General features: G+C 45.0%; 21 protein-coding genes. 6 read left to right on the top strand and 15 right to left on the bottom strand.

Annotated features, from left to right (window positions below):
- Positions 1 to 11: 11 nt before the first annotated feature.
- The 3 genes from ACLWBD_RS17320 to ACLWBD_RS17310 all read left to right on the top strand — a co-directional run bounded on the left by ACLWBD_RS17320 (position 12) and on the right by ACLWBD_RS17310 (position 2,978).
- The gene (locus ACLWBD_RS17320) at positions 12 to 875 is read left to right on the top strand and encodes a hypothetical protein (RefSeq protein ID WP_413569106.1); all 864 of its coding nucleotides are present in this window, start codon (positions 12 to 14) and stop codon (positions 873 to 875) included.
- 133 nt (positions 876 to 1,008) lie between these two features.
- Entirely contained in the window at positions 1,009 to 1,362 is a 354-nt protein-coding gene (locus ACLWBD_RS17315; RefSeq protein ID WP_253696682.1) for a DUF2203 domain-containing protein, read from the top strand.
- The gene (locus tag ACLWBD_RS17310; RefSeq protein ID WP_413569105.1) at positions 1,359 to 2,978 is read left to right on the top strand and encodes an NAD+ synthase; all 1,620 of its coding nucleotides are present in this window, start codon (positions 1,359 to 1,361) and stop codon (positions 2,976 to 2,978) included. The genes ACLWBD_RS17315 and ACLWBD_RS17310 overlap by 4 nt, the downstream gene beginning before the upstream one ends.
- 51 nt (positions 2,979 to 3,029) lie before the next feature.
- On the opposite strand, the gene ACLWBD_RS17305 is transcribed toward ACLWBD_RS17310, so the two are convergent.
- Positions 3,030 to 3,644 carry a PolC-type DNA polymerase III gene (locus ACLWBD_RS17305; protein WP_063206602.1) on the bottom strand — a complete coding sequence of 205 codons (615 nt, stop codon included), beginning with the start codon at positions 3,642 to 3,644 and terminating at the stop codon, positions 3,030 to 3,032.
- Positions 3,645 to 3,773: 129 nt separating this feature from the next.
- On the opposite strand from ACLWBD_RS17305, the gene ACLWBD_RS17300 reads away from it, so the two are divergent.
- Positions 3,774 to 4,025 (top strand): 2Fe-2S iron-sulfur cluster-binding protein, encoded by a 252-nt coding sequence (locus ACLWBD_RS17300; RefSeq protein WP_063206601.1) that lies wholly within the window; start codon positions 3,774 to 3,776, stop codon positions 4,023 to 4,025.
- On the opposite strand, the gene ACLWBD_RS17295 is transcribed toward ACLWBD_RS17300, so the two are convergent.
- The 10 genes from ACLWBD_RS17295 to ACLWBD_RS17250 form a co-directional block, all read right to left on the bottom strand.
- Positions 4,015 to 5,226 carry a hypothetical protein gene (locus ACLWBD_RS17295; protein WP_155722506.1) on the bottom strand — a complete coding sequence of 404 codons (1,212 nt, stop codon included), beginning with the start codon at positions 5,224 to 5,226 and terminating at the stop codon, positions 4,015 to 4,017. The two genes, ACLWBD_RS17300 and ACLWBD_RS17295, sit on opposite strands and share 11 nt — an antisense overlap.
- The gene (locus tag ACLWBD_RS17290; protein WP_413569104.1) at positions 5,223 to 6,536 is read right to left on the bottom strand and encodes an ArnT family glycosyltransferase; all 1,314 of its coding nucleotides are present in this window, start codon (positions 6,534 to 6,536) and stop codon (positions 5,223 to 5,225) included. Before ACLWBD_RS17290 ends, ACLWBD_RS17295 begins: the two co-directional genes overlap by 4 nt.
- A 2-nt stretch (positions 6,537 to 6,538) precedes the next feature.
- Positions 6,539 to 7,660: a helix-turn-helix domain-containing protein gene (locus tag ACLWBD_RS17285; RefSeq protein ID WP_063205627.1), complete on the bottom strand. Its 1,122-nt coding sequence runs from the start codon at positions 7,658 to 7,660 to the stop codon at positions 6,539 to 6,541.
- On the bottom strand, positions 7,660 to 8,406 hold the full coding sequence (locus tag ACLWBD_RS17280; RefSeq protein ID WP_413569103.1) for a tetratricopeptide repeat protein: 747 nt from the start codon (positions 8,404 to 8,406) through the stop codon (positions 7,660 to 7,662). The genes ACLWBD_RS17285 and ACLWBD_RS17280 overlap by 1 nt, the downstream gene beginning before the upstream one ends.
- 23 nt (positions 8,407 to 8,429) lie before the next feature.
- A complete protein-coding gene (locus ACLWBD_RS17275) occupies positions 8,430 to 9,611 on the bottom strand; it encodes a class I SAM-dependent RNA methyltransferase (protein WP_413569102.1) in 1,182 nt (393 codons plus the stop codon).
- A gap of 27 nt (positions 9,612 to 9,638) precedes the next feature.
- Positions 9,639 to 10,064: a nucleoside-diphosphate kinase gene (ndk, locus tag ACLWBD_RS17270; protein ID WP_041873596.1), complete on the bottom strand. Its 426-nt coding sequence runs from the start codon at positions 10,062 to 10,064 to the stop codon at positions 9,639 to 9,641.
- 13 nt (positions 10,065 to 10,077) lie between these two features.
- On the bottom strand, positions 10,078 to 10,380 hold the full coding sequence (locus ACLWBD_RS17265) for a hypothetical protein (protein WP_063205621.1): 303 nt from the start codon (positions 10,378 to 10,380) through the stop codon (positions 10,078 to 10,080).
- A 92-nt stretch (positions 10,381 to 10,472) separates the two neighbouring features.
- Positions 10,473 to 11,222: a hypothetical protein gene (locus tag ACLWBD_RS17260; protein ID WP_413569101.1), complete on the bottom strand. Its 750-nt coding sequence runs from the start codon at positions 11,220 to 11,222 to the stop codon at positions 10,473 to 10,475.
- A gap of 123 nt (positions 11,223 to 11,345) precedes the next feature.
- Positions 11,346 to 13,016 (bottom strand): hypothetical protein, encoded by a 1,671-nt coding sequence (locus ACLWBD_RS17255; protein WP_413569100.1) that lies wholly within the window; start codon positions 13,014 to 13,016, stop codon positions 11,346 to 11,348.
- Positions 13,017 to 13,120: 104 nt separating this feature from the next.
- Positions 13,121 to 13,483 carry a hypothetical protein gene (locus ACLWBD_RS17250; RefSeq protein ID WP_413569099.1) on the bottom strand — a complete coding sequence of 121 codons (363 nt, stop codon included), beginning with the start codon at positions 13,481 to 13,483 and terminating at the stop codon, positions 13,121 to 13,123.
- A 157-nt stretch (positions 13,484 to 13,640) separates the two neighbouring features.
- Between ACLWBD_RS17250 and ACLWBD_RS17245 the strand changes: the two genes are divergently transcribed.
- Positions 13,641 to 14,378: a substrate-binding periplasmic protein gene (locus ACLWBD_RS17245; protein WP_413569098.1), complete on the top strand. Its 738-nt coding sequence runs from the start codon at positions 13,641 to 13,643 to the stop codon at positions 14,376 to 14,378.
- Between the two features lie 15 nt (positions 14,379 to 14,393).
- On the opposite strand, the gene ACLWBD_RS17240 is transcribed toward ACLWBD_RS17245, so the two are convergent.
- From ACLWBD_RS17240 to mdh, 4 genes are all read right to left on the bottom strand, one after another.
- On the bottom strand, positions 14,394 to 14,774 hold the full coding sequence (locus ACLWBD_RS17240; RefSeq protein ID WP_063205611.1) for a hypothetical protein: 381 nt from the start codon (positions 14,772 to 14,774) through the stop codon (positions 14,394 to 14,396).
- Positions 14,775 to 14,981: 207 nt separating this feature from the next.
- On the bottom strand, positions 14,982 to 15,851 hold the full coding sequence (gene sucD, locus ACLWBD_RS17235) for a succinate--CoA ligase subunit alpha (RefSeq protein ID WP_063205609.1): 870 nt from the start codon (positions 15,849 to 15,851) through the stop codon (positions 14,982 to 14,984).
- A 5-nt stretch (positions 15,852 to 15,856) separates the two neighbouring features.
- On the bottom strand, positions 15,857 to 17,020 hold the full coding sequence (gene sucC, locus ACLWBD_RS17230; protein ID WP_063205607.1) for an ADP-forming succinate--CoA ligase subunit beta: 1,164 nt from the start codon (positions 17,018 to 17,020) through the stop codon (positions 15,857 to 15,859).
- A 66-nt stretch (positions 17,021 to 17,086) separates the two neighbouring features.
- Positions 17,087 to 18,031: a malate dehydrogenase gene (mdh, locus tag ACLWBD_RS17225; RefSeq protein WP_063242542.1), complete on the bottom strand. Its 945-nt coding sequence runs from the start codon at positions 18,029 to 18,031 to the stop codon at positions 17,087 to 17,089.
- A 136-nt stretch (positions 18,032 to 18,167) separates the two neighbouring features.
- Here mdh and ACLWBD_RS17220 point away from each other — a divergent pair, with 136 nt between their 5' ends.
- Positions 18,168 to 18,923, top strand: coding sequence for an ABC transporter ATP-binding protein (locus tag ACLWBD_RS17220; protein WP_413569097.1), 756 nt, complete (start codon positions 18,168 to 18,170; stop codon positions 18,921 to 18,923).
- Positions 18,924 to 18,989 lie beyond the last annotated feature (66 nt).

Here is an 18,989-nt window from a genome sequence, read left to right as displayed (position 1 = left end):
TGCTCGTACGAGTGAAGAAATCTCAATTTACTTCTAGACTTGGGAATAAACAAGGTCAGGCCGTCATCGAATACGTTCTGATGTTGGTTATTACTGTTTCTCTGATTTTGATGTTGGCAAATCAGATCTTTAAACCGTTTGGGCAATTCGTTGATAACTACATGGGAAAATACGTCGCCTGTCTTCTTGAGTACGGCGAGCTTCCAACTCTTGGCAGCGACACACCATCGGCTGTTGATGAAGATTCTGAATGCGATAAAAAATTTCAGCCGGGAACTTTGGCGAATGGAAGACCACCGGGCAGTGGAAATGGCAATGGTTCTTCCGGCGACGGCTCATCCTCAAAGAATAATTCAAGCTCAAGCAGTTCTTCTGATGGCGGCAGCGGCGGTTCTGGTGGAACATATGCGGGATCATCCTCTCGTCGTGGCGGTTCTTATATGAACCGAGGACGCCGTCCCTCTTCCGGTGTCGAAACCGGTGGGAACTCGCAAGGCGGCGGTAAGGTTGTAGAAATCGCCTTGGATAATGGTGGCAATGGGGGCTTCTTTAGAGCGAGTAATGGCGGCCGCTACGTCGCCCCTCAAAGAAAAAGAATGTCCGTGGGTATTTCAGGCTTAACTGAAACGGAAAGAAAGAAGCTTGAGAAGAAAGCCGATGGAACAGGTGGGCGCATCGTTGCCGGAGAGTCCGTAAAGCCTCCACCCAAGAAAATTCTGGTTAAAAAACCCGAAATTAAAACAACCGCGCAAGAAGACGAGCCGATGACGATTGGAAATTTTATACGCTATTTGTTCATCGCGGCGTTGGTCATTGCTCTTGTGATCTTTATTGGCGGTCAAGCGTTGCAAATGTCTAAGAGCGACTCTGGATAATCTGCGTCGCGTTTAGAAATTCTTCATATAAATTCTTAAGTTATCTGTCTTTGCTTTAATTGCTTGAAACACTTCCATCTTTCATGGATACAGCCTTCATCGACATAAGGGTGGGGGATCGTCTTTGGAAAATGTGGTTGAAATCAATCGCAAAAAAACATTCACGTTGCAGGAAGCGCGACGTCTTTTGCCGCTGATCTATCGCATGACAGACGAGGCAAGCCGCCAGGTCAAAACTCACCTCAATCGTATTGACGCTTTTTCCGACAAGTCGCATCCATCAGTGGGAGCGATCGAAGCTGAAATCAATGTCATAATTGACCGTTGGCAAGTCAAAGTCGAAAAGTTGGGAGCCGAACCGAAAGGCCTTTGGATGGCAGACTTTGACAACGGCGAAGGCTTTTATTGCTGGAAGTTTCCAGAAGTCGAGATTAATCACTGGCATGGCTACCAAGACGGGTTTTCTGGGCGTATAGTGATTGAATGAGAATCGCTATTGCCCAAATAAATCCGACACTCGCTGACTTCCAGTTCAATAAAGAAAAAATTTTAGACTTCATTCGCCAGGCACAACAACGCAAGTGTGATCTTGTCGTTTTTCCCGAGTGCGCCTTGTTTGGTTATCATCCCTTTGATCTTTTAGAACGTTCCAAGGTCGTTGCAAAACAAGAACAAGAATTAAAATCCCTGCTTTCAAAAATTCCTAAAGACATCGGTGTTATTTTTGGATTGATCACCAAAAATCCCAAAAAAATGGGACGCCCGTATTTCAATAGCGCCGTTTTTGCAGCAAAAGGTCAAAAGCCCCGATTCTTTCACAAACAACTTTTACCGACGGGTGATGTTTTTGATGAAGCTCGTTTTATCCAACCAGGTGATCTTTCTAAGAACTACTTCACTTGGAAGGGGAAAAAATTCTTTCTTACAATTTGTGAAGATATTTGGGGCTGGCCAGACAAAGAAGGCCGTTCGCCGTATGTGGTGAATCCTTTAGCAAAGGTTAAAAAACAAAAGATCGACATGGTGATCAACCTCAGTGCATCGCCTTATTTCGTCGGTAAGATGAAGCAAAGGGAATACGTCGTTAGTAAGACAGCTCAATATTTCAAGGCTCCGATGATGTATGTAAATCTTGTAGGAGCTCAGGATGAAATTATCTTTGATGGGGCCAGCTTCGTTATCGATAAAAAAGGAAAGAAAGTTCTAACGTGTCAGTCCTTTGAAGAAGATATCAACGTTATTGATATCGACACGATGGAAGTGTGGAATAAAACGCCGAAAATAGATGTGACAGAAGAACTTCGTCGCGCACTGGTATTAGGCATCCGTGATTTCTGCGCAAAAACGGGAATGAAAAAAGTGCATCTTGGACTTAGCGGAGGAATCGACTCTGCGGTTGTTGCCGCATTGGCGGTGGATGCTTTAGGTCCGTCGAATGTAACAACGATTGGACTGCCTGGTCCTTTCAACGCTGAAAAAAGTCTGACTTTGGCGAAAGACTTAGCAAAAAACCTGGGTGTCGAATTCAAGGTTGTCGAGATCGGCCCGATGTATGATCAGGTTGTCAAAGGCCTTGAAAAAGGAATTGAGCTTAAAGATTTCGGATTGGTTCATGAAAACCTGCAAGCTCGCTTGCGGGGTTTAACTTTGATGGCATTTTCAAACAAAGAAAACAGCATGCTTCTAACCACGGGGAATAAAAGCGAATACGCCTCTGGCTATTCCACGCTGTACGGAGACATGTGTGGTGGCTTGGCTCCGCTAGGGGATTTAACTAAAGCACAAGTCTATGCGCTGGCTCGTTACTACAACCAGCAAGGTGAAGTGATTCCAGAAGAGATCATCACGCGCGCGCCGTCGGCAGAACTTCGTCCGAATCAAAAAGACCAAGATAGTCTGCCGCCGTATGAAGATCTTGATAAATCTGTGGCTTACCTGGTGGAAAGATCAGGGCCGGCAAAAACTGAGACCGACAAATGGTTATTACCAGTTTTGATGCGTACGGAGTTTAAACGTTGGCAGGCTCCGCCAATATTGAAAGTATCACCACATTCTTTCGGTCGCGGCCGACGCTATCCGATTGCTCACAAAGCTAAAGAATAAAAAAAAGCCCTGATCTCTCAGGGCTTTTTAGTTTTAAATTTTCAAAGAAAATTAAACGCCGAAGAAATCCATTTGTTTTGGCTGGCGTACGATTTGTGGGAAGCGAAGTTCTGGCTTACCGGTCAACGCCACCAGGTTTGTAACTTGTGGAGGTTGTCCGCCGATAGAAATTCTTTTCACCATTTGGTGGAACAAGTGGCCGCAATAAGAGGCATCTTCTTCCGCTCTATGGAAATCCGTTGTTGGGATTTTCAAGTGCTGAACTAAAGTTCCAAGTTTGTAGTTTGGAAGACCTGGGAACACTTTTCTTGCGATAGGAAGTGTATCCAGGATCAAACCTTTAGGAGCAGCAGCTTCATACTTTTTGATATCCGCAGTTAAAAACTGAGAGTCAAACGGCGCATTGTGCGCGACAAGAATATCGTCACCACAGAACTCTGCAAACATCGGCAGAAGGCTTTCAATGAAAGGCTTCCCTTTAACCATGTCGTCACTAATACCATTCACCGCAGAGGCGCCTGGAGGAATAGGACGTTGTGGGTCTACAAGTGTTGCGAAGATCGCCTCAGGTTGGCCGTCAATGAAGCGAACAGCCCCGATTTCAACGATTTGGTCTACGCCAGGAACAGTTCCAGTGGTCTCTAAGTCAAAAGCTATGAATCTCATGGATTTATTGATACAAAATGGAGAGAGCGGTTTCAACAAAAGAGTCATTCTTTGAAGGAGTTCCTAGCCGTGAAAGGCACTAAGTCTGGAATATATATAACCTTTTTACCAGGCCACCCAGATGTCCCGGTGAGTCATAAGGATGAAACCGTCCTGGAAGTCGCTTTGCGCGCGGGAATTAAGATCAGCCATACCTGCGGCGGCAACGGAACTTGTGGAACTTGCCTTGTGCATGTTCGAAAAGGACTTTCAGACATCGGCCCTCGCAACGAAATTGAAAGCGAAATGGCTGAGGACCGAAAGTTTTTAGATGAAGAACGCCTCGCCTGCCAAACTCCACCGATTCAAGGTTTGGAAGTTGAAATAAGACTTAAGGAGTAACGTAAAACGGATTCGTGTAAATCCACGTGATCCATTTTTTAGCGTCAGGAAGTGGGAGCATTGGGCTAACACGCACCTGCACTCGATAAACTCCCGGCTCGGGGATTTGATAAACCGTTTCAGGATCGTTGATTCGTGCCGCCACTTCACCGTTTTTAATTATGATGATTTCAAAGAAGTCTTTGGGCTTCACCGGCAAAGCCACCTTCAAAGACATGTTCTTAGAAAACTTCACTTCAGAACCCATCAAGTGAGATTTATTTTCGCTCTCAATGGTAGCTACAAATCCTTTGGGATCTCCAAGCATATCAAGTGCGATATAAAAATTCCCGCTTTTTAAAGCATTAAAAATTTTCGTGCGATCACTGTTGAAGCTTCCAGTGAGTTCCGACTTCATCAAAACGTGATTGCTCATAAATTCAAAAGAGCGTTTGTAGCTAGGAAAGCGAATGAAATAATTTGCTAGTGGAATAACTCGGGCCGAAGCTTCGGTTCCGCCATAGACAATAATGCGACGTTGCTGACTCATTTTATCTAACAAAGCAATTTCATCTGTGGGCTCAGTGTAAAGTCGAAGGAACGACAGGCGTGGATTAAATGGATAAATCAATAAACTCCAGATCGTGGAAATTTTCGATTCTTCCCAGGCACGGTTCACCAAGCTCTTCATATTAAGAAGTTCAAAACCGTCGAGGCCTTCGGGAATTTCACCACTCCAAGAATATCCAGCTTTGTAGGGATGAGTGAGAATCGTTAGTGACTCTTTGCTGGCGCCTGTTTTTTGTGAAAGCAGATCTGCAAGTTTTACTTGAGCTTCGCCCAAATTACTTCCGATGCTTTCTTGATTTAACGAATAATAAATCAATCGCGAATCAAGATAGCTGTACTTGCCAGCAGAAAAAACCAAAAGATTTCCGTGATAAGACTCAAAAGTTGTCGGCATATTGAAGATGTTCAGGTCGGTGAACATCAAAAAATCTAAATTCGCTAATTTTGCAGAGGCGATAACAAAACTTGCGGGGGCTGAACCACTGCTTAAATCTGTGTGAACATTCATCACACCTTTGTAGTCATTTAAATTCTTCGCGTGCTCACGTGTGATCTGTTGGGGAACGACGGAAACTTCGTACTGATTTATATAAAATCCGTAAAGGAAGTAAGTAACAAGCAAGAATGAAAAAGCACCAAAGAGTTTGATCATTTTGTGAATTCCAACAAGACAAAATCTGGAGATATCTTTTTAATCTCTTTCATCTGCCATTGTTGTTCGGAAATCCAAGAAGGTAAACCATTTCTCTCGCGCTTCACTAAATAAAATCTGCCTGAAGTAGGTTGTGCCTCAGGAAGAGTGTCAAAAAAATCAAAACGACTGATGTCTTTTAATTTAAATGTCGGAACTTTGCTGAAATACCATAATGAAGCCGCCATTTGATAGGAGCTTGCGTACAGCGGGCTGTATTCGCGAGCCACGGTGCTGAGTTCTTGAAACTCGTAAGGTTCGTTAACTTTATCATTCAGCTTGCGAAGTGCGGGTGTAAAAAGTGTCGCAAGCACAAGAGCGATAATGCTTCCCCAAAAAATGACGTAATACTTAAGCCACTTCTGAATTCTTTCGTGAAACAGAGCTAAGCCTAAAACCGCAGGATAGGCGATGATCGGCCAATTGGCTTCCACAAGGGCGCGGAACGAAGTCAGGAAGAAGAACAAAAGAGGTCCCCAACCGAAGTAATAAAGCCAACGCAAACTCGCAGGAACCTTTGAACGCAAAGCCGCCCAGAATACTAACGGGAAAAGAATCAGTATTTGGCCAAGGACGTAAGAAAGCGTCCATTCAGGATTATAGCTGCTTTTTTCTAAGCCGTGTTTCAACTGAAATTCAAAGGAGGCGAAGTTGTTTTGAACGTTCCAAAGGATCACTGGCGCACAGAAAATTAAACCTGTGATGACCGTAAGTGCCACGCCCGAAATGCGCACGTCTTTCCATTTTTTTTCGGCGAATAGATAAACCAAAAGGCAGGGTACAAAAAGAACGATGTGATATTTAGCACAGAAGCCTAAGCCTAAACTTGCTCCTAAAGCGGCGTAAATTCCCAGTGATTTTTCTTGAAGTGCTTTGAGTGCCAACAAAATCGATAGCGACCAGAAGAACATCACCGGCAAGTCAGGCGTGACGATCAAAGATCCAAATCCTAAAAGGGGAGAGAATAAGGCCAGATAAACCCACACCTTGATCTTCGCAAACGGAACATGATCTTTCAGTATGTAATACCAAACTGCCAACATTCCATGACCTAAAATCACGGCGGGCCAACGAACGGCGTGCATGAATGGTTCAAAAATTTGACCTAGATAAAACAACCAAGCGACCATCGGGGGATGATCGAAATAACTGAGCTGAAGTCTTTGCGACCAAACCCAGTAATAGGCTTCGTCGGCACTTAAGGGAATAAGTGCCGCAAGAATCAGTTTTACAATAAGGCTGATAGCCCAAATGCGGCGGAAATCTTTCAAGATTAGTAGCTCAACTTAATAGGCTTACCCAAATCACCAGGGATGCCGATTTCTCGTCCATTGTGGATCAGATTCACGGCACCACCATTAGAGAAGTTGATGCGAAGGCCGCTTTTGCTTTTAAAAGTATGAACTTGTTCAGCAGACAGACGGATCTTTTGCGGCTTCCCGTTCGGGGCAGAGTACTCAATTTCAACTGTATCCAAAGCCTCTACGATAAGTTCAACGGGTTTATTCGTCTCTTTCGGTGTGGGCGACGGAGTTGGCGTAGGACTTGGTGTTGGACTTGCTGTTGCTACTGGAGTTGCCGTCGGCGAAGCTGTCGGGCTTGGCGTAGGACTTGCCTTCGGAGTCGCGGTTGGAGTTGGTGATGCCGCAGCAACCGGTGTTGGTGAAGGCGTTGGAGTTGGCGTCGACACAAGCGGAGAGGCTGTTGGTGTTGGAGAAGCCTGGCTCGACGGAGCTGCTGGCGTCGGGCTCGCCGTTAAATTTGTCAGCGGGCTTGCATCTCCATTGGTGTCAACATCAGTCACCGTTGGTGTTTCAGCCGTCACTGGTGTTGCACCTTCCATTGTTTGCGCAACTTCACCGCTTGGAACTTCAGCTTCTTTAGAATACTTATCGATCATCTTTTTTGTGAAAAGAATAAGGCCAATAAGCACGACCCCTACACCAATAATCGCGATGGTTTTAGTGGATTTATTTTCTTGAAGGGATTTTAAATCCGATTTTCCCGATGAAGCGGGCGCTGCACGACGAATCGGTGTGACCGTGGCTTCGGCATCCGTCTCGGTCGGCTTCTCAGTGCTTGTAACGCTTGAACTTGGACGTGTTTCGGTAACTTCAGATTTAGGCGTTTCTACTTCACGGATATAAGGTTTTGGTTTTGTTGAGCCCATCTCTTCATAGAACACTTCCAAAACCTTGTCTGAATCCAGTTGCAGGAAATTTGCGTAACTTTGTACGAAACCGCGCAAGAAAGTTTTCGCAGGCAATTGAGAATCATCACCTTCTTCGATGGCTTTCAAAACCTTGCTGTTAATTTTCAAAGAAAGACCAATTTCATGCAGAGACAGGCCTTTTTGCTCGCGGGCTTTCTTTAAAATTTCACCGGTTTTTTTCATTAATGTCCCTTTCGAATCAAGCTGAGCATGCCTTTGGCTTTTTCACGGTACTTCCCGGTAGGGTAATACTTTATAAGCTCTTCAAAGCGAGCCACCGATTTGGATTTGTCTCCAAGGCGGTAGTAAGCCAAAGCACTGTAGTAGTGAGGTTCATCATAAAGGCTTTTTTGACAGAATCCGATGGCGCGATCCAAAGCTTCTGCCGCCCGGGCGTAATCTTCAGTCTCGAAAAACGTACGACCGAAGTAAGTATTCCCGATGCAATCATCTGGATTTGCATTAAGTACTTTGGTGAAAGCGGTGCGCGCACCGGTAAAGTCTTTCTGGTTGAATTTTGCCAGACCTAAATTTATGTAAGCTTTTTCAGGAGAAGGATAAGTCAGATCTGCTAAGACAACACGAAGCTCTTTTTCTGCATCGGCATATTTACCCTGTTCGATCAATACGCGAGAAAGATTGTTGCGAGCTTCGGTGTACTTGGGCTCAAGCTCTAAGGCTTTTTGCAAATGCTTTTCGGCTAAGTCATAACGTTCACGGAAAAAGTAGACGAGGCCCAGGTTGTTCTGAGTCGCCGCATTTTTAGGATCAAGTTCTTCTGCTTTAAGAAGGTCGCGAAGCGCGTACGGATAGTTGCCGCTTTCCATTTGAGCAGCACCCATTCGCAAGTACAAATCAGCTTTTTGCTTGTCCTGACTGGCACATCCAAGTGCAGATAAAAGAGTCAGTGCGAGAATCCATTTACGCATGTTAAAAAGGTATCATTTGAAGACTAAGAGTCAACCCTGAGCTCTGCAATAGTCTCAACATGGTCGGTCTGAGGGAACATTTCAAAGGTTTGCACCCTTGCGAGCTTTGCCGATTTGCCCAGCTTCTGCGCCCAAGCAAAGAACCAGTTAAGATCTCGAGCCAAGGACACTGGGTGACAGCTGATATAGATTATTCTTTTAGGGGCCGCTGAGGCCAGAGCGCGCATGATGTATTCGCTGGCTCCTGCACGAGGTGGATCTAGCAAAACCAAGTCTTCAGTCCCGATTTGAGCGCGTCGCATGTAGTTTTCAACGTCGGAAAGGAAGTACTTCATGCGTTTTTCTTTGATTTTACTTTTCGCGCGTTCAACGAGCTTCGGATTGAGCTCCACTCCGGTAATCGTTGAAGACGAATACTTTTGTGCCAAAGGAAACGTGAAATTTCCAGCGCCGGCATAAAGATCGAAAACATTTTTGAATTCATAATCACCAGCCCAGTCTAGGGCGGTGCGAACCAGGTCTTCGTTCTGAAAGCGATTCACTTGAGAAAAGCCAATGCCGTCGTCGTCATCAGTGATAAGGCCGTAGCGAACTAGACCTTCCTCCGAGATGTACATTTCAAGACGAAGGAGCTCTTTGGCATTCTTTTGTTGAGCCCAAGTTTTTACTTCCGCGAACTTTTCGGTCAAGGCCTCTTCCGTAATCGGGCAGTCATTGATTTCAACAATATCGTGAGAGTTTCGTGCAAAGAAACCAAAGCGACCGTGTTGGAACTTCGGTTGAATGCGGTTGCGATACCTCAAAGAACGGGGACTTTTTTGAATTGGTAGATATTCAAATTCCAAAGAGGGATTGAACTTCTTCAGAGTTTCAAAAACCAGTTTCTCTTTTTGTGCGAGCTGTTGTTCTTCAGTGATGTGCTGCCAATTACAGCCACCACAAACGTTGGCCACCGGGCAAGGTGGAGTTCGGCGAGAAGCACCCGGATTCAGAACTTCCAGGATCTTTGCTTCGACAAAATTCTTTTTGACCAAAGTGACTTCGGCCAAAACTTCTTCATTAGGCGCTGCTTGAGGAACGAAGACAACCATGCCCTCGTGTCGAGCGACTCCAGCACCGCCAATGGCTAGCTTTTCAATATTTAATCTGATCTTTGAACCAAGAAGGGGAGCTTGCGCTCCCCCCTTGTTTGATTTTGCAGACATTTAAAATCGCAATTTCAGTTTAAATGATTAAACGTTGCAGATTTCGTGCTTTTCGAAGAACAAAGCAAGTTCGCGAGCTGCAGAAGCTGCAGAGTCAGAACCGTGAACTGCGTTCTCGCCAACGTTGTCACCGAATTTAGCGCGAACTGTTCCAGCGTTAGCTTTTTTAGGATCAGTAGCACCCATGATTTCGCGGTTTTTCAAAACTGCGTTTTCACCTTGCAAGCACATCAAGCAAACTGGGCCTGAAGTCATGAAAGAAACTAGTTCGCCGAAGAAAGGACGTTCTTTGTGTTCAGCATAGAACTCTTCAGCTTTAGCTTTAGAAAGAATAGTGATTTTCGCAGCAGCGATTTTCAAGCCGTTTGCTTCAAACATGCTGATGATGTCGCCGATAGCGTTTTTCTTCATTGCATTTGGCTTGATGATTGAGAAAGTTTGCTCGATAGCCATGGTATCTCCTTGTTTATTTACAATCTGTTTTAGAAACGTCAAAGAACCTAGGAGTTTTAACGAATTGAGTGACACATGTCCACTCTTGGTTTTGGCTCTCGCGGACATTCTTTACGTTGAGCTTGGTTTTCACCGCAAGATCAAATCCTTGGTCCGGCGTTGTGAAATCCTGATACGTGATTTCGTAGGTTTTATCCGTGTTCCAAAGATCTAAAGTCTCTTCCACGCTCTCTGTCGTCATGATGACGATTTCGTCAATACGGCCGGCCAAAGCAGGGCTTGCTGCCAATAGAATAAAAATTAATAGTTTCTTCATTTTAGCTCCCAGGATTGGGGCTTTTCTTAGGATTTTTGCCGCAAATAGTCAAACGAAAATTGGGCGGAAATAAATCCGCCCTCTGCTTGAGTTTAAAAGCGAATCACGACGCTTAAACCGAGGCGAATAACATCCTCATTAGGACAGAAGCGATTGGCATCGCAAGCATCTGGAGGAACGAAGACATCTAGGGAAACACGCGGCGAAGTGATATTTTGAACAGCACCATTAATGGCATCAATAATGTTTGAGGCTTTGGTGGCGATAGATTTGTACTGAGACTGAGTCAACTCCGTAGCGCCGCGATTGTAGACCAAACGACGATCAATGGAGGATGCCACGCGCTGGTCCTTCAGTCCCTGAGAGCCTGTATTTTTCATCACGAATGACATGATAAGAAAGCGTTCGCGACGCTCATCCATCGCACCAAAATCACTTTCGCGGAATACCGTGATTGACATACGATCGCGGCGTGCAGAGATGCGAAAGTATGTTTCAGTATCGCGATCATGCGGAAGAGTCATAATCACAGACCTGTCAGCGCGCGCTGCGCGCGCATTCGAGCCGTGTTTATTTGTGACTTCAGAAAGAAATTCGAATTCATCAATAGGAACAGTGATGACGGCCACGGCAAAAGGATTACGGCCGTCTTGAGCACACAAGCTTGAGATTTTCAGGCCGGTGGCGCCAGAAACTCTTAAGAAGGCTTGTTCACACGCTTTGTGATCACGGGTGTCGACAGCAATAAGGAAGCCTCGGGCAAACGACTCTTCAGAATTTGCAAATGAGTTGAAGGCGCAAAGGACGATAGCACTAAAAAATAAAATGCACGTTCTTTTCATGAGGTCTTTTTAACATAAGCCACTCGCTCATGTGGGCCCCGAAATGTTTTCAGAAAAGAATTCTGAAGCTGTCGAAAGTATCGACAGCTTGGAATGTGGATAACCCGGTGGAATTCGCAACCACTAGAGAGTTTGCAAGAAAAGAATCAAATTGCGCTTATCCGTACTAGACAGAATTTCTTTTCCGTCTTTAATGAAAATGCGCTCGTCATGGCCTTTGTTGCTCATACCCTTCTTGCGAGTGTCAAAATAATGGTCACGAGTCTGCCAGGACTTCGGAGTTTTATCTCCCAGAGGATAGCCATTGCACTCTAAATCGAAGTCGGTTGTGGGATTCAAGGCATCACCCGAATAGTAGGCAACGGGACGACGATCCGATGGAGTCAGAAGAGCGCAAAGATTCGGAACCGAGTTGTTATGCAAGTACGGCCAACGAGCCCAAATACCTACAAGTGGTGGCGGAACATATCCTTCTTGGGCTTTAATCACGATGCCGTTCTTTTTTGAAATCGCAAGGTCATTGAGTTGCTCTAAAGACTTCATTCCTAGGCGACGATAAGGATCTGTTCCTACATCGACAACAGGTGTGGATTGTTTGTAGCGAACTTGCACCGTTTTAAGCTGCTCTTTAAGAGGTAAATTTTCTGAACCCGCAAGGCTCCAGGCTTTATCGTAATTTCCGTGGCATTTCGCGCAGTTTGTATTGAAGATTTGTTCTCCCAATTTCGCACGGCCAAGATCAATTTTCTCTGCAGGGATGAAATCAGTAATCAAAGGTGCTTCTGAAGAAAACACAGCCGTTGTCAGTTCTTCGATAACGGCGCTGTTCTCTGCAAGCCATTTTTCTAATTGAACGAGATCTGCACCACGGCCCACCTCATTCCAGATGATATTGGTGAAGATAGGATTTCCGCTTAAGACACTTCCGTCGGAAAGCCAGCGATTTTTGTATTTTAAATTCCACCACACAGCGGGTTTAGAATCCGCAGGGTGATTGTCTAAGATCGCATCATGACGAGGAAAGCGGGCATACCACTCACTATAGCTTGCATAAGGATCTTTAGATCGACGATTTAATGACAAAGCCACTTGCGCCAAAGACGTATCTAGCCCCAAAGCAATAGGCTGCTTTAAAGAAACAAAACGCAGATGATCTTGCGCTTCAGATAGTAGTTCGCGCTCAGCGTTCGTCGCTCCCGTGTAGGCTTGGAAAAGATACGGATCCGTCACAACCATCAATTTTTTAGCTTTGATGAAAAACTCATTCGCTTTTGGAAAACGGTTGGTCATTCCTAAAACTGTTTTGCCAAAGAGATTGCTCGAGTGGCAGGCGGCACAGCTAAATGTAAAACCTTCGGCTCCGTTTCGCTGAATTAGTCCCAAACCCATCAGATCATCAGGGCCGATATTCTCTGGATAGGGTACAGAATAAACACCTTCATCCGTTTTCTTGGGATACCTGTGAAGACCTAAGTTTTTAAGTACATCGTTGAAAGAGTCAAAACCGCTGACTCCGTGAAGGATCGACTGCACCCATTTTTTAAAAGGATTTTTGCTGTCTTCTTCGATCAATCGCACCGTTGGCCAATAAGGAGGAAGCATGCCGGTGACCGTTACTGGATAAATCTGCGTATGGATTTTCCCGCGATTTTTAATTTGAACGAACTCTTCGTCTGACCATTGATAGATATTGTGGCGTCCATTTGTCGGGATGGCCACACCGGCGGACCAATCTGGAGAAGACGCGAACGAATGGGAAGAAAGAATCAATAACAAGATCGTAATGAACTTCATGGCCCCAAGTTTATTCCTTGGGGACCATTACAAGACAATAATATTCTGAGCTTTTACAAATATTTGCGCGCTATTTTTTGAAAATAGTTCAGGGTGAGGACGACCTATTCGCCGTCGTAGTTCGCAGTCACGTTTCCTGTGCAATCCACTTCATAGTAACCCCAGCAGCTTGCACCAGCTGCACAGTAACCTTCAGTCACCGCTGTGGATTGATAGTTGAACGCCTTTTGATTCCACTTCAATGAACGAAGTGCGCGAGAGACATCTTCTTGAGTGACTTCTTGATCTGCCCATTCGAAGTCGTCAGAAGGAACCGTTCCAATAAGGGGAGTCAGGTAATTATTCAAAGCAACTGCGGCTTCTTGAACTGAAATGCATTGTTTAGGTTGAAGAGGAAGCTCTAATTGTTGTGCAAAGCTTGTGGTTGCAAAAAGAGATACAAGAATGGCAAAAACCAATTTTTTCATGAAAGACTCCTAATTTTAGGAGCTTCTATCACGGCCGTGCTACCTGACCTAATCAAAATCAGCCCGTTGATGGAATCTTAAAGAACAGTGAAATATTTTAACGCCAGCTGCAATATGCTTTTGATAAAGCTCCTTTTTTGCAGCAAGCTCGAAACCAATGCGTCTATTTTTATTGGCCACTATTCTTTTTGCTACGGCGATAGCCTTTGCCTTTGATGTCCAGGAAGTTCGAATTGGAATTCCCGCGGGACTTGCCCCGCCTTTGCTTTTTGATGAAAAATCCCCCCAAACAAAGGGGCTTGTGGCCGAATATGCGGCCGCTCTGGCGCAAGCTATGGGGCGAACCGCCACCTTTAGCATTATCACGCGTTATCGTCTGGACAGCTATTTGCTGAAGGGCCAAGTGGATATGATGTGCTACACAAGCAAAGTGTGGGCAAGCAATCAAGATCAAATGGATTTTTCTAAAACTCTGTTTTCAAAAAGAGAAATCATTCTTGGGCCTGAGACTATGCCGAAAAAGGTTTCGGATCTAAAAGGGAAAACTATCGGGACCATGCTTCAGTACGTGTACCCGAAGTTAGATCCTTTATTTCAGTCTAAACAACTTGTTCGAGAAGACAGCCTCAGTGAAGAGGCGAATTTAAAAAAGCTTCTTAACGGGCGTATCGATTATATAGTCACCGATGAAATTTTTGTGGATTATTTTAAGTTAAAGCATCCAAAAATTGATCGTAATCGCCAGCGCCTTTTTATGCAGGAATATCCGATCTCGTGTGCTGTCAGTCGCAAGGGGCGGGTGAAAGAAAAAGAAGTGAATGCCGCCGTAGATAAAATAAAATCCGACGGCACTCTGCAGACGATCTTTAAAAAATATGGGGCTACATTAAGATAAATCCTGACGAAGGATTTATTCTTCACCATCCATACGCGCTTCGATTTTACCAGCGCAATCAACAACGTACCAACCCCAGCAAGAAGCGCCCGCTGCGCAGTAACCGTCATAGACTGCGGAAGATTGATAGACTAAACCGCGAGCATCCCACTCGAGTGATTTTGCGGCGTGAGCAACGTCTCTAGCCGTTAGAGGAGCATCGTCTTCATTCAACCAATAAAAATCATCCACAGGCACAGTACCCACAAGCGGATTCATATACTTTGTTAAAGAAGATTGCGCTTCTTGCAGGCTAATGCACTGCTTAGGCTCAAGAGGAAGTTCCAACTGTTCAGCCAAAGAAACTTGAGAAAAAGAAACCAAAACTGACAAGAAAAGGAAAGCCACCGATTTCACAAAAGACCTCCGTCTAAATTAGTTATTTGGACGGGAAGGGTGTACCAACAGTTCCTGGAAATTGAAAGAGTAGCTTGTTAATATTACATGCTGGATTCGGTTTAGATTTGGTTAAGATGGGATCTTAAGAAGTAGGTTCTATTTGGAAGAAAAAACCCACGATGTTTCCACCGTGGGTTTTGATTTTTAAACCTAATCGCGAAGAAATTACTTCAACATAGATTTCAAAGTGATTCCCATCTCTGCTGGAGAGCGAGAAATCTTACAGCCTGCAGACATCAAAGCTTCGAACTTCGCTTCTGCTGTGCCTTTACCGCCGCTGATGATCGCACCAGCGTGACCCATACGTTTACCTGCTGGAGCTGCTGCACCCGCGATGAACGCTGTTACTGGCTTTTTGAATTCACGTTTGATGTACTCTGCAGCTTCTTCTTCTGCAGATCCACCGATTTCACCGATCATAATCACGGCGTCAGTGTCTTTATCTTTGTTGTACATCTCTAGAACGTCGATGAAGTTTGTTCCATTCACTGGGTCACCGCCGATACCTACGCAAGTAGATTGGCCAAGGCCCAACGCCGTCAATTGACCAACAGCTTCGTAAGTCAATGTGCCAGAACGTGAAAGTACACCGATACGACCTGGCTTGTGAATGTGACCAGGCATGATACCGATTTTACATTCACCTGGAGTGATCACGCCCGGGCAGTTAGGACCCACCAAGCGAGTCTTCTTACCTTGCATGAATTTTTTCACTTTCACCATGTCTAGAACAGGGATGCCTTCAGTGATACAGATCACAAGATCCAATTCAGCATCGACAGCTTCCATGATAGAATCCGCAGCAAACGGAGGTGGAACGAAAATCACAGATGCATTACAGCCTGTTTTTTCTTTCGCATCCGCCACTGTGTTAAACACAGGAAGACCGATATGAGTTGTGCCACCTTTACCCGGAGTCACACCACCAACCATTTTAGTTCCGTAAGCAACTGCTTGCTCAGAGTGGAAAGTACCTTGAGCTCCAGTGAAACCTTGGCAGATAACTTTAGTGTCTTTGTTAATAAGAATTGCCATGTCGATTATCCTTTTACCGCAGCAACGATCTTTTTAGCTGCATCTGTGAGGTCGTCAGCAGGAGTGATGTTCAATCCGCTTTCTCTCAACATTTTTTTACCAAGTTCTACGTTTGTACCTTCAAGACGGCACACCAGAGGAACTTTCAAACCCAACTCTTTAGAAGCCGCGATCACACCTTCAGCGATGATGTCACATTTCATGATACCACCGAAGATGTTCACCAAGATCCCTTTTACGTTTGGATCTTTAAGGATGATTTTGAAAGCCGCAGTAACTTTTTCTTTATTAGCGCCACCGCCAACATCCAAGAAGTTCGCCGGAGAAGCTCCGTGAAGTTTGATGATGTCTAGAGTTGCCATCGCAAGACCCGCACCGTTAACCAAGCATCCGATGTTTCCATCAAGCTTGATGAACGCGAGATCGAATTTAGAAGCTTCAATTTCAGAAGGTTCTTCTTCGTTCAAATCACGAAGTTCGACGATGTCTTGGTGTCTGAAAAGAGCGTTAGAATCGAAGTTCATTTTCGCATCCAAGCAAAGGACTTCGCCTTCTTTCGTCACAACCAGAGGGTTGATCTCTGCGATTGAACAATCTGTTGTGATGAATGCGTTGTAAAGACCTTGGAAGAACTTAACCGCTTTATTTACGATCTCTGGAGACATACCAATTTGGAAAGCCAACTGGCGAGCTTGGAAAGGCATCAAACCTACAGTAGGGTCGATGTCGACTTTTTTGATCGCGTCTGGATTGTGTTCAGCTACTTCCTCGATGTCCATACCACCTTCAGAAGAAGCCATCATTGCCGCTCTTCCAGTAGCTCGGTCGATCAAGCACGCAACGTAGTATTCTTTAGCGATGTTGCAACCTTGTTCGATGAAAACTTTTTGAACTACTTTACCTTCAGGACCTGTTTGGTGAGTCACCAAAGTCATGCCGATCATTTTTTTTGTTAGATCTTCAACTTCTTGCAAAGTCTTAGCAATCTTAACACCGCCGCCTTTACCGCGGCCACCAGCGTGAATCTGAGCTTTTACAACCCAAATATTTCCACCGATTTCTTTTGCAGCAGCCACTGCCTCTTCAGGTGAGTGCGCGACTTTACCTTTTAACGTCGCTACGCCAAATTTTCTGAGAATCTCTTTGGCCTGATACTCATGAATATTCATTTTATCTCCAATTCTAATTCAGAAAAGGCCTCTTTTGGAGGCCTTTAATCTTGGGCTGAAGCCCGATTACTGTACGTTTTTAAGAGCAGACACAAGCGCGCGAACGGCATCTACTGACTTTTTGAATTCTTCTTGTTCAGCAGGGTTCATTTCGAACTTGTGAACTTTTTCGATACCTTTGCCACCGATAGTAGCAAGAACACCGACCATCAAACCTTCGTTAACACCGAACTCACCAGTCAACTCAACAGCAACTGGAAGAACGCGTTTTTGGTCTTTCAAGATAGCTTCAGCCATTTCGATCGCGCCACGTGAAGGAGCGTAGTATGCAGAACCTGTTTTCAAGTGGCCACCAATTTCAGCGCCGGCTTGTTTTGTACGAGCTACGATAGCTGCGATTTTGTCAGCAGGGAGAAGCTCTGTAAGAGGAATACCAGAAACTGAAGCGTGACGAACTAGAGGCATCATCGCATCGCCGTGGTTACCGATAACAATACCGTTCACGTCTTTTACAGACACATTCAACTCTTCAGCGATGAATTCACGGAAGCGAGCTGAATCTAAGCAACCGCCCATTCCGATAACGCGCTCACGAGGGAAGCCCAAGATTTGTTTTGCGTAAACGGCCATAACGTCCATTGGATTACAAACTACGATCACGAAAGAATTCGGAGCGTATTTTTTAACACCTTCACAAACGTCTTTTACGATTTTCGCGTTGATACCAACAAGCTCATCGCGGCTCATGCCTGGTTTACGTGGCATACCTGCAGTGATGATAACAACGTCAGAGTCTGCGATATCTTCGTATTTGTTCGTGCCTTTGATTTTAGTATCGAACATTTCGATAGGACCTGCTTGAGCTAGATCCAAAGCTTTACCGATGGCTGCACCTTCATTGATGTCCAAGATAACAACATCGCCAAGTTCTTTTTGTGCTGCCCAGTGAGCAGTAGTTGAACCAACGAAACCCGCGCCGATAACGGCAATTTTATTTCTTTTGTGAGCCATGTAAATCTCCTTAAGGCTTCAAAACGAATGGAAAAAATTTAAACTTGCGTTCGATCACACATTCAATATCAAATCGTATTTAGAGACAACACTTACCGCTCGGCGCAGAGGCGCTGGCAGAAGAACTGGACGAAGCATGAGTATGATCCGCCTGCAAGACATCAAGGTCGCGTTCGACAATCACGTGGTGCTAAAAAGTGTCAGTCTTGATATCGCGATCGGTGAGTGCTTCGTTATTGTGGGCCCCAGTGGGCAGGGGAAAACCACCTTATTAAAAACCATGTCAGGCCTTGTAACCCCTCAGAATGGCAAAGTTTTTATTGAACAGAAGGAGTGGTTAACGCTAAGCAATAAAGAGAGACTTCCGCTGCTGAAACGCATGGGAATCTTGTTTCAAAAGAATGCTCTTTTTGACTCCCTGACTTGTGTTGAAAACATCTGCTTTCCCTTGCGCGAAACAACGAAACTCACGGATTGGGAAATTACAAAGAAAGCAGAGTATTTCTTGGATGCCGTGGGGATTCCTCACGCGCGTGATTTGTACCCCGACGAAATCAGCGGCGGGATGCAAAAACGCCTCGGAATTGCTAGAGCGCTCGCTCTAGACCCTGAGATCATTTTCTATGATGACCCAACCGCGGGACTAGATCCCATCACGTCAAAAAAAATCATCGAATTGATTCTGAAATTAAAAAAAGAAAAGAATTCGACAGTCGTCGCTATTACAAACGACATGAATCGCGCTTATCAAATGGCCGATCGAATCGGAGTCGTTGTTGATCAGGAACTCATCATTACGGGAACGCCTGAAGAAACACAGAAGCATTCAGATCCACGCGTGCATCAGTTTGTCAGAGGCTTGCTGGACGGGCCTTTGACTGCGATGACCTGATTTTCTTTTTCGTAACAATCTGTATTCATTCACTGGATCTTTTGCGTTTTCTGCGAGTGCGTATTC

This window comes from Bdellovibrio sp. HCB117, from assembly GCF_047305915.1.
Lineage (GTDB): Bacteria > Bdellovibrionota > Bdellovibrionia > Bdellovibrionales > Bdellovibrionaceae > Bdellovibrio > Bdellovibrio bacteriovorus_B.
This window is presented reverse-complemented; position numbering and strand designations above follow the sequence as displayed.

Excerpts from the sequence above, each read along its gene's own strand:
- ACLWBD_RS17310 (WP_413569105.1), top strand. The coding sequence starts at position 1,359 with ATGAGAATCGCTATTGCCCAAATAAATCCGACACTCGCTGACTTCCAG.
- ACLWBD_RS17305 (WP_063206602.1), bottom strand. The coding sequence starts at position 3,644 with ATGAGATTCATAGCTTTTGACTTAGAGACCACTGGAACTGTTCCTGGC.
- ACLWBD_RS17295 (WP_155722506.1), bottom strand. The coding sequence starts at position 5,226 with ATGATCAAACTCTTTGGTGCTTTTTCATTCTTGCTTGTTACTTACTTC.
- ACLWBD_RS17285 (WP_063205627.1), bottom strand. The coding sequence starts at position 7,660 with ATGAAAAAAACCGGTGAAATTTTAAAGAAAGCCCGCGAGCAAAAAGGC.
- ACLWBD_RS17280 (WP_413569103.1), bottom strand. The coding sequence starts at position 8,406 with ATGCGTAAATGGATTCTCGCACTGACTCTTTTATCTGCACTTGGATGT.
- ACLWBD_RS17275 (WP_413569102.1), bottom strand. The coding sequence starts at position 9,611 with ATGTCTGCAAAATCAAACAAGGGGGGAGCGCAAGCTCCCCTTCTTGGT.
- ndk (WP_041873596.1), bottom strand. The coding sequence starts at position 10,064 with ATGGCTATCGAGCAAACTTTCTCAATCATCAAGCCAAATGCAATGAAG.
- ACLWBD_RS17265 (WP_063205621.1), bottom strand. The coding sequence starts at position 10,380 with ATGAAGAAACTATTAATTTTTATTCTATTGGCAGCAAGCCCTGCTTTG.
- ACLWBD_RS17260 (WP_413569101.1), bottom strand. The coding sequence starts at position 11,222 with ATGAAAAGAACGTGCATTTTATTTTTTAGTGCTATCGTCCTTTGCGCC.
- ACLWBD_RS17255 (WP_413569100.1), bottom strand. The coding sequence starts at position 13,016 with ATGAAGTTCATTACGATCTTGTTATTGATTCTTTCTTCCCATTCGTTC.
- ACLWBD_RS17250 (WP_413569099.1), bottom strand. The coding sequence starts at position 13,483 with ATGAAAAAATTGGTTTTTGCCATTCTTGTATCTCTTTTTGCAACCACA.
- ACLWBD_RS17245 (WP_413569098.1), top strand. The coding sequence starts at position 13,641 with ATGCGTCTATTTTTATTGGCCACTATTCTTTTTGCTACGGCGATAGCC.
- sucD (WP_063205609.1), bottom strand. The coding sequence starts at position 15,851 with ATGGCAATTCTTATTAACAAAGACACTAAAGTTATCTGCCAAGGTTTC.
- sucC (WP_063205607.1), bottom strand. The coding sequence starts at position 17,020 with ATGAATATTCATGAGTATCAGGCCAAAGAGATTCTCAGAAAATTTGGC.
- mdh (WP_063242542.1), bottom strand. The coding sequence starts at position 18,031 with ATGGCTCACAAAAGAAATAAAATTGCCGTTATCGGCGCGGGTTTCGTT.
- ACLWBD_RS17220 (WP_413569097.1), top strand. The coding sequence starts at position 18,168 with ATGAGTATGATCCGCCTGCAAGACATCAAGGTCGCGTTCGACAATCAC.